Origin of the sequence: Streptomyces sp. SID3212, assembly GCF_009865405.1 — a bacterium.
Classification (GTDB): Bacteria; Actinomycetota; Actinomycetes; order Streptomycetales; family Streptomycetaceae; genus Streptomyces.
In genome coordinates, this window is sequence record NZ_WWJY01000623.1 from 1 (window position 1) to 8032 (window position 8032).

Genomic DNA, 8032 nt, shown 5'->3' on the forward strand with positions numbered 1-8032 from the left:
GTCCCGCAGGACCAGCAGGACGTCGGCGCGCGCGGCCTCCGCGACACCGGCGACCGGTCCGGTTCCGGTGGGGAGGGGCGCGTCCGGCGCGGTGGCGAGGGGTACGGCGAGCACGGCGACCCGGCCGCCGGTGGCGAGGGACTCCAGCAGCCCGGCCACCGCCGCGCTGTCCGTGTCGCAGGCGAGCAGGGTCTCCGTGGCGACCACCGCACCGGTCAGGAAGGGCGCGGCGGTGACGTACCGGCCCAGCTCCTCCAGAACCACGGCGGCCTCCCGGTGGCTCGCCCCCTGGCCGCCGAGTTTCTCGGGGATCAGCAGGCCGGCCGCGCCGATCCCGCCGGCGAGCGCCGTCCACAGCCCGCTGTCGTACGGGTCGCCCGCCTCCGCGCGGACGAGCGCGGCCGGTACGTCGGCACGGTCGGTGAGCAGGGACCGTACGGCGGCCCGCAGATCGTCCTCGGCCTCGGAGTAGAGCAGGTCGGGCGCGGCGCCGGTCGTCCCGGCCGGTGAAGTCGTCGGCGTTGTCGGAGTAGCAGAAGCAGCAGGAGTCGTGGGAGTCGTAGGAGTCATCGGGCGAGGTCCTTCCAGGCGACGTCCTTGTCGTTGCGCGGCTCGACGGGCAGGCCGAGGACACGCTCGGCGACGATGTTGAGCAGTACCTCGCTCGTGCCGCCCTCGATGGAGTTGCCCTTCGAGCGCAGGTAGCGGAATCCGGCGTCGCGTCCGGTGAAGTCGACCAGTTCGGGCCTGCGCAGGGTCCAGTCGGCGTACAACAGGCCCTCGTCGCCGAGGAGTTCGACCTCCAGGCCGCTGATCTCCTGGTTGAGCCGGGCGAAGGCGAGCTTCATGCCGGCGCCCTCGGGTCCCGGTTCGCCCGCGACGAGTTGCTGGCGCAGCCGCTCACCGGTCAGCCGGGCCACCTCGGCCTCCACCCAGAGGGTCAGGAGGCGCTGGTGCAGGTCGTGGGTGCGCGCCTCCGGCCGCTCGCGCCAGGTCCGGGCGACCGGGCCGATCATGCCGCCCTCGCGGGGCAGCCGGGCACCGCCGATGGACACCCGCTCGTTCATCAGAGTTGTCCTGGCGACCTTCCAGCCCTCGCCGATCCCGCCGAGGCGGTGCGCGTCGGGGATCCGTACGCCCGTGAGGAAGACCTCGTTGAACTCGGCCTCGCCGGTGATCTGGCGCAGCGGCCGTACCTCGACACCCGGATCGGTCATGTCGCAGAGGAAGTAGGTGATGCCCAGGTGCTTGGGCAGGCCGGGGTCGGTGCGGGCGATGAGGATGGCCCAGCGGGCGAGGTGGGCGCTGGAGGTCCACACCTTCTGCCCGTCGACGATCCATCCGCCGTCCTCCGCGCGGACCGCGCGGGTGGCGAGCGCCGCGAGGTCCGAGCCCGCGCCCGGTTCGCTGAACAGCTGGCACCACACCTCCTCGCCGACCCACAGGGGCCGCAGGAAGCGCCGCTTCTGCTCGTCGGTGCCGTACCGGAGGATCGTCGGCGCGGCCATGCCGAGGCCGATGCCGATACGCCTGGGGTCGTTGTCGGGTGCTCCGGCGGCGGTCAACTCGGCGTCCACGACGGCCTGGAGGGAGCGGGGCGCGCCGACGCCGCCGAGTCCGGCCGGGTAGTGCACCCAGGCGAGTCCGGCGTCGAAGCGGGCCTTGAGGAAGTCGGTCCTGTCCGTGGTGGCCGGGGGATGCGCGGCGAGCAACGCGCGGGTACGGGAGAGGAGTCCGGCGGCGTCGGTCATCGGGGGCCGCCTTCCGGGATCACGACGATCCGCCCGGTGGTGACGCCGTCGGCGACCCGCTGGACGGCGTCCGCCGCGTCCTTCATCGGCACCCGTTCGCTGACGAGCGGCTTGATCGCGCCCCGCGCGGCGAGCGCGGTGAGCTCCTCGTGGCAGCGCTGGACCGCCGTCGGGTCCTTGGTGGTGTAGAGGCCCCAGTGCAGGCCGAGGATCGCGTAGTTCTTCACCAGCGCGTGGTTGAGGGCGGGAGCGGGGACCTCTCCGCCCGCGAAGCCCACGACGACGATCCGGCCCTCGAAGGCGACACATTTGGTGGACTTGGCGTAGGCGTCACCGCCCACGGGGTCGAAGACGACGTCCGCTCCCCGCCCGCCGGTGGCTTCCTTGACGGCGGCGACGATGTCCTCCGTACGGCGGTCGATGACGACGTCACAGCCCAGCTCGCGGGCGACGCGCGCCTTGTCGGGGCCGCCGACGACGCCGATGACGGTGGCTCCCGCCGCCTTCCCGAGCTGGACGGCGGCGCTGCCGACCCCGCCGGCCGCCGCGTGGACCAGCAGGGTCTCGCCCGGCTGGAGCCTCGCGCGGCGGTGCAGGGCGAACCAGCCCGTCTGGTAGCCGATGTGGAGGGCGGCGGTCTCGGCGTCGTCCAGCGCCTCGGGCGCGGGCAGGACGCTCCCCGCGTCCACGGCGGCGTACTCCGCGAAACCGCCGTCCGGCAGCCCGGGGCTCGGCGTGGCGATCACCCGGCGGCCGTCCGGCGTCTCGCCGCAGATCTCGACGCCGGGGGTGAAGGGCAGCGGCGGACGCACCTGGTAGTGGCCTCGGCAGAGCAGCGCGTCGGGGAAGTTGATGTTGGCCGCGAGGACCCGCAGCAGGATCTGCCCCTCCCCGGGCACCGGCCGCTCCACCTCGTCGAGCCGCATCACCTCGCGCGGCTCACCGTTCCGGTGTACTCGCCATGCCTGCATACCAGGGCCTCCACACGATGGGCAGTAGCACTACGTCCCGCATACTAAGCGGTCGCTTGCCCACCTGGGAACCGTCTCTCCGCGGCCTTCCTCCCCGCCCCTCCCTCACGACACCTTCGGCCTGGCCCGTACGTGCATCCGCTCGCCCTGCGGCCCGAACAGGCTCAGGAATTCGACCGGTTGGTCCGCCGCGGGCCCGAACCAGTGCGGCACGCGGGTGTCGAACTCGGCCGCCTCCCCCGCACCCAGCACCACGTCGTGCTCCCCGAGCATCAGCCGCAGCCGGCCCGCCAGGACGTAGAGCCACTCGTACCCCTCGTGGATGCGGGCCTCGGGCACCTCGCCGTCGGGCCGGTGCACCACCTTGTACGCCTGGAGGCCGCCGGGCCGCCGGGTGAGGGGCAGCATCGTCCGGCCGCCGCGCACGATCGCCTCGGCGCGGATCCGGGGGTCACCGACGCGCGGCGCGCCGACCAGTTCGTCCAGCGGCACCTGGTGGGCGCGGGCCAGGGGGAGCAGCAGTTCGAGGCTGGGGCGGCGCAGGCCGGACTCCAGCCGCGACAGGGTGCTCACGGAGATTCCCGTGGCGGCGGAGAGGGTGTTCAGTGTGGCCCCGCGCTCGCGCCTGATCCGGCGCAGCCGGGGCCCCACTTCGTTCAGTACGGCGTCGAGGCCCGCGTCGTCATCCATGCCCCCCATTGCAGAAACGGCAAGGGCGTTTGTCAATTCCGACCCTGCGGGGAGGGGCGGTGCACGTCAGTCGCGCACGCCCGGCGCGACGGTGTCCGCGCCCTCCGGGAAGATCGGGACGGGTTTGATGCGGCGCAGGTACGCCTCCGCCTTGATGATCGCCTCGCGTGCCGTGCGCTGGCCCATCAGCACGCACAGCGTGTAGGCGACGTCCTCGAACCGGCCGCGTGTGGTCGTGTCGAGCGGGTCGGCCAGGACCAGCCGTTCCCAGGCCCGGTAACGGCTCAACAGATCGGCGACCAGATGCCTGTCCGGCAGCAGCATGTCGACCACCTCCAGCAGCGGAATCCGGTGGGGCAACGAGTCAGGGTGATGAGGTGGGCGGCGCTGCCTACGCACAGGTGTCCTCGCGCCCCGGCCTTTCATTGTCCCTCCGCCACCGCACTTCCGCTCGGCGGAGGAGGAGGGTCCGTGCGGGGAGGGCGGGCCGGGAATACGGCCCGTGCCCCGTCCGCTCGCACATGTATGAGCACTCTTGGACTGATCGGCAGTGGACACATCGGCGGCACCCTCGCCCGGCTCGGCGTGGCGGCGGGTCTCGATGTGGTCCTGAGCAACTCCCGGGGCCCGGAAACCCTGACGGATCTGGTGGCCGAGCTGGGACCGCGCGCACGCGCCGCGACCGCGAGGGAGGCGGCGGAAGCGGGTGACTGGGTGGTGGTGACGGTCCCGTTGAAGCACTACGACCAGGTACCGGTGAAGCCCCTGGCCGGGAAGGTGGTCCTCGACACGAACAACTACTACCCGCAGCGCGACGGGGCGATCCCGGAGCTGGACGAGGAGCGGACGACCACGAGCGAACTGCTCCAGGGCCACCTTCCGCAGTCGTACGTGGTCAAGGCGTTCAACAACATCATGTACACGCACCTGGCGTCGCTCGCCCGGCCCACCGGCGCCCCGGACCGGTCGGTCCTGCCGATCGCCGGCGACAACGCCGACGCCAAGGCGACGGCGGCGCGGCTGATCGATCAGCTGGGGTACGACACGTTCGACACGGGGGTGCTCGCCGACAGCTGGCGCTTCCAGCGCGACACCCCGGCCTATGTCGTCCCGTACGCGAAGAATCCGCTGGGCCTCGGCTCGTCCGGGGACGACCCGGGCGCGCCGTTCGACGTGGCGGGCCTGAAGGTGGCCCTGGACGCGGCGAAGCGGCCGGGTAGCTGATCACAAAGACACAAGCGCCGGGGGCCCGGATGCGGGTGCTCAGATCTCGTTGCGGGTGAGGGCCAGCAGGCGGTCGAGGACGCGCGGGCCGCTGGTACGGAGGCCGTCGTGCTCGTACTCGTCGGTCACCCAGGTCCGCAGCCCCCGGATCGACCGTGCCGTGCGCAGCGAGTGCTCGGTGTCGACATACATGTCGTCGTGGTAGACGGCGGCGGCAACCGGGACCTCGTTGGCGGCGAGGCGGTCGGTGTCGTACAGCGGCTTCCAGTCGGTACGGGCGGCGAGCAGGTCGGCGGTCTCGCGCAGCGGGCGCAGCGCGGGGTCGTTCACGAAGTTCCAGGGGTGGACGCTCTCGCCGGTGAAGTACAGCGGCCCGTCGCCGGCCAGGGTGGTCGCGGCGTCGAAGCGCGCGAACTCGCCGCGCGTCCGTTCGGCGGCCCAGCCGGTGGGCTCGCCGCCCTGGGCGTAGACAGCCTCGTGGATCAGCGCGTACAGCGGGTGCGCGGCGTACGAGAGGACCGCGGCGGCGCCTTCCCGGAAGGCGTCGGAGAGCACCTGGCCGCCCGGCGCCCGTACGAAGGCGTTCTCCAGCAGGTAGTGGAGCTGGTGGCTGCCGTCCGTGGCGCCGAGCAGGTGGCCGAGGGACTGGAACGCCTCGGGGGTGAGCCTGTAGCCGGTGGGCAGGTCGACGGAGCCGTGTTCGGCGAGGTGCCCGGCGATCCGGCGGGCCCGGGCGATGTCCTGCGGGTAGCGGGCGTAGTGGGCCTCGACCTTGCGCGCGATACGGGGGTACGCGGCGCGGTAGACCTCGTCCGCCGTCGCGTCCAGGGACGGCAGGCCGCCGGTGATCAGGACCGTGCGCAGGCCCTCGGGCGCCGCGGAGAGGTAGTGGGTGGCGCAGAATCCGCCGAAGCTCTGGCCGAGGACCGTCCAGGGCGCGTCGCCGGTCAGCCGGGGGCGGATCGCCTCGCAGTCGCGGACGATCGAGTCGGCCCTGAAGTGGGCCAGATAGTCGGCCTGTTCGCGGGGGCCGCCGCGCAGGGGCAGGGTCTGGCGGTTGGCGGGGGTGGAGAGTCCGGTGCCGCGCTGGTCGAGGAGGAGCACCCGGAAGTCCTGGAGCGCCCGGCCGAGCCACGCCTGCCGGCCCACGAACCGGCGGGCGCCGAAGCCGGGGCCGCCTTCCAGGTAGACCAGCCAGGGCAGGTTCTCCCCGGCCTTCGCCCCGGCGACGACCTCGCGGGCGAAGAGCTCGATCCGCTCGCCCGACGGGTCGCCGTGATCCAGCGGAACCGTGAAGCGGTGGTCGGTGAGGACAACTCCGGGCTGGGTGTAGCTGGTCACGAACGCTCCTGTTTCTCGATCGCCCCCGCCGGGGCGCTCACGCCCGGGACAGTACCGGGCCGGGGGCCGTACGCGTACAGCCCGGTCCTCGCGCCGGCTCTCACGTCGGGTCTCTCCCGCTGAGCCTCCCGCCGGGTCTCGCGCTGGGTCTCGCGCTGGTCCTCACGCGTACCGGCGCGCTTCCGGGCGGATCGGTGGCCGGTCTTCAACCGCCGCCCCGGCGGCCGTACGGTGTGATCATCGGCTTTTCCCGACCAAGGTGGTCCGTATGTCCCTGTTCGACCTGCCCCTCGACGAGCTGCGCGCCTACCGCAGCGCGTCCACGGAGCCCGAGGACTTCGACGCGTTCTGGGCGAAGACCCTCACCGAGGCGCGCGGCCACGCGCTCGACGCCCGCTTCGAGCCCGTACCGACGGCGCTCAGGACCCTCGACGTCCTCGACGTGACCTTCGCCGGTTTCGGCGGCCACCCGGTCAAGGGCTGGCTCGTGCTGCCCGCCGGGACGCGTGAGCCGCTGCCCGTCGTGGTGCAGTTCCTCGGGTACGGCGGCGGGCGCGGCCTCCCGCACGTCCACCTGCTCTGGGCGTCGGCCGGCTTCGCGCACTTCGTGATGGACACCCGGGGGCAGGGCAGCGGCTGGAACGGCGGCGACACCCCCGACCCCGTGGGCAGCGCTTCCTCGTACCCGGGCTTCCTCACCCGGGGGATCGAGGATCCGCGCGACTTCTACTACCGGCGGGTCTACACGGACGCGGTACGCGCCGTGGAGGCGGCCCGCTCGCACCCGCTGGTGGACGCCTCGCGCACGGCGGCCGTCGGTACCAGCCAGGGCGGCGGGATCACGCTCGCGGTCGGCGGGCTGGTGCCCGACCTGGCGGCCGTGGCGGCGGACGTGCCGTTCCTCTGCGACTTCCCCCGGGCGACGACGCTCACCGACCGCGACCCGTACCGTGAGGTGGGCAACTACCTCAGCACATACCGGGGCAGGACCGAGCAGGTGGGGCGGACGCTCGCCTACTTCGACGCGGTGCACTTCGCGTCGCGCGGGCGGGCGCCGGCACTGTTCTCGGTGGCCCTGGAGGACCGTACGTGCCCGCCGTCGACGGTCTACGGTGCCTTCAACGCCTACGCGGGCGCGGACAAGACGATCGAGGAGTACGACTTCAACGATCATGAGGGAGGCGGCCCGTTCCAGGAGGCCGTCCAGCTGGACTGGCTGCCCAGGCATCTGACCGCCTGACGGTACGGCGGTTCGGGGAGGAGCGGTGGCTCGTGGAGCCGCCGCGTGACACACGAAGGGCCGAGCGGTGCGGATCACTCTCTTCACGCCTTTCGCCGTCAGTGCCCTGCTGGGGGCCGCGGCGCCGTGGGCCGGGCGCAGGCTGCCCCCGAGGACGGCGGCCTGGCTGCTGACGTCGGCCTCCGTGGTGGCGGGCGGGGGCTGGGCGGCGGCGCTGGCGATGCTCGCCTTCACGCTGGTCGGGCAGATCCCGGTGGTGGCGGCCGAGGGGCAGTGGTCCCCCGGTGTCCTGGCCGCGAACACCCCGGTCGACCGGTCGGTGGCCCTGGCCTGCGGGGTGGTGCTCGCCGGGTGCGCGGTGGCGTTCGCGGTGTCCGCGTACCGCAGGACCCGTACGCTCCTCGACGCCCGGCGGGAGAGCCGCGCGCTGCCGTCGGGGGGCGAACTGGCCGTCGTGGACGACCCCGTACCCACCGCGTTCACCGTGCCCGGCTCCCCCGGGCGGATCGTGGTCTCCTCCGGCATGCTGCGCGCCCTCGACGCCCGGGAGAGGAGCGCTCTGCTGGCCCACGAGCGGGCACATCTGCGCCATCACCATCATGTGTTCCTGCTGGTGATGGGGTTGGCTGCGGTCGTGAACCCGCTGCTGCGGCCGGTCGCGGGCGCGGGTGCCTTCGCGCTGGAGCGCTGGGCCGACGAGGACGCCGCCACGGCCGTGGCGGACCGGTCGCTGGTGGCGAGGGCGGTGGCGAGGGCCGCGCTCGCGGCGCGTCACGCGCCCCGGCACACGCTGGGGGTGACCGGCGGTCCCGTGC

9 protein-coding genes are annotated in these 8032 nt (G+C 73.2%); 3 read left to right on the forward strand and 6 right to left on the reverse strand.

From position 1 onward, the window contains the following. From GT042_RS18690 to GT042_RS18710, 5 genes are all read right to left on the reverse strand, one after another. A partial coding sequence (locus GT042_RS18690; protein ID WP_161309864.1) for an acyl-CoA dehydrogenase family protein occupies positions 1-570 on the reverse strand: 570 nt, incomplete at its 3' end. Further along, positions 567-1751, reverse strand: a complete 1185-nt coding sequence (locus GT042_RS18695) for an acyl-CoA dehydrogenase family protein (protein ID WP_161309865.1) — start codon at positions 1749-1751, stop codon at positions 567-569. The genes GT042_RS18690 and GT042_RS18695, both read right to left, overlap by 4 nt. Beyond that, positions 1748-2722, reverse strand: a complete 975-nt coding sequence (locus tag GT042_RS18700) for an NADPH:quinone oxidoreductase family protein (RefSeq protein ID WP_161309866.1) — start codon at positions 2720-2722, stop codon at positions 1748-1750. The genes GT042_RS18695 and GT042_RS18700 overlap by 4 nt, the downstream gene beginning before the upstream one ends. Positions 2723-2827: 105 nt before the next feature. Further along, positions 2828-3412 (reverse strand): XRE family transcriptional regulator, encoded by a 585-nt coding sequence (locus GT042_RS18705; RefSeq protein ID WP_161309867.1) that lies wholly within the window; start codon positions 3410-3412, stop codon positions 2828-2830. Positions 3413-3478: 66 nt separating this feature from the next. Continuing rightward, positions 3479-3772: a DUF5133 domain-containing protein gene (locus tag GT042_RS18710; protein ID WP_345943829.1), complete on the reverse strand. Its 294-nt coding sequence runs from the start codon at positions 3770-3772 to the stop codon at positions 3479-3481. Positions 3773-3937: 165 nt separating this feature from the next. Here GT042_RS18710 and GT042_RS18715 point away from each other — a divergent pair, with 165 nt between their 5' ends. Next, positions 3938-4636, forward strand: coding sequence for an NAD(P)-binding domain-containing protein (locus GT042_RS18715; RefSeq protein ID WP_161309868.1), 699 nt, complete (start codon positions 3938-3940; stop codon positions 4634-4636). A 39-nt stretch (positions 4637-4675) separates the two neighbouring features. On the opposite strand, the gene GT042_RS18720 is transcribed toward GT042_RS18715, so the two are convergent. Beyond that, positions 4676-5977, reverse strand: a complete 1302-nt coding sequence (locus GT042_RS18720; RefSeq protein WP_161309869.1) for an alpha/beta fold hydrolase — start codon at positions 5975-5977, stop codon at positions 4676-4678. Between the two features lie 268 nt (positions 5978-6245). On the opposite strand from GT042_RS18720, the gene GT042_RS18725 reads away from it, so the two are divergent. Beyond that, positions 6246-7217 (forward strand): acetylxylan esterase, encoded by a 972-nt coding sequence (locus GT042_RS18725; RefSeq protein WP_161309870.1) that lies wholly within the window; start codon positions 6246-6248, stop codon positions 7215-7217. 67 nt (positions 7218-7284) lie between these two features. Further along, positions 7285-8032 (forward strand): M56 family metallopeptidase (locus GT042_RS18730; RefSeq protein WP_161309871.1); only part of this gene is annotated, 748 nt, incomplete at its 3' end.

Coding starts and splice junctions, on each gene's coding strand:
- GT042_RS18725 (WP_161309870.1), top strand. CDS start 6,246: ATGTCCCTGTTCGACCTGCCCCTCGACGAGCTGCGCGCCTACCGCAGC.
- GT042_RS18700 (WP_161309866.1), bottom strand. CDS start 2,722: ATGCAGGCATGGCGAGTACACCGGAACGGTGAGCCGCGCGAGGTGATG.
- GT042_RS18715 (WP_161309868.1), top strand. CDS start 3,938: ATGAGCACTCTTGGACTGATCGGCAGTGGACACATCGGCGGCACCCTC.
- GT042_RS18705 (WP_161309867.1), bottom strand. CDS start 3,412: ATGGATGACGACGCGGGCCTCGACGCCGTACTGAACGAAGTGGGGCCC.
- GT042_RS18695 (WP_161309865.1), bottom strand. CDS start 1,751: ATGACCGACGCCGCCGGACTCCTCTCCCGTACCCGCGCGTTGCTCGCC.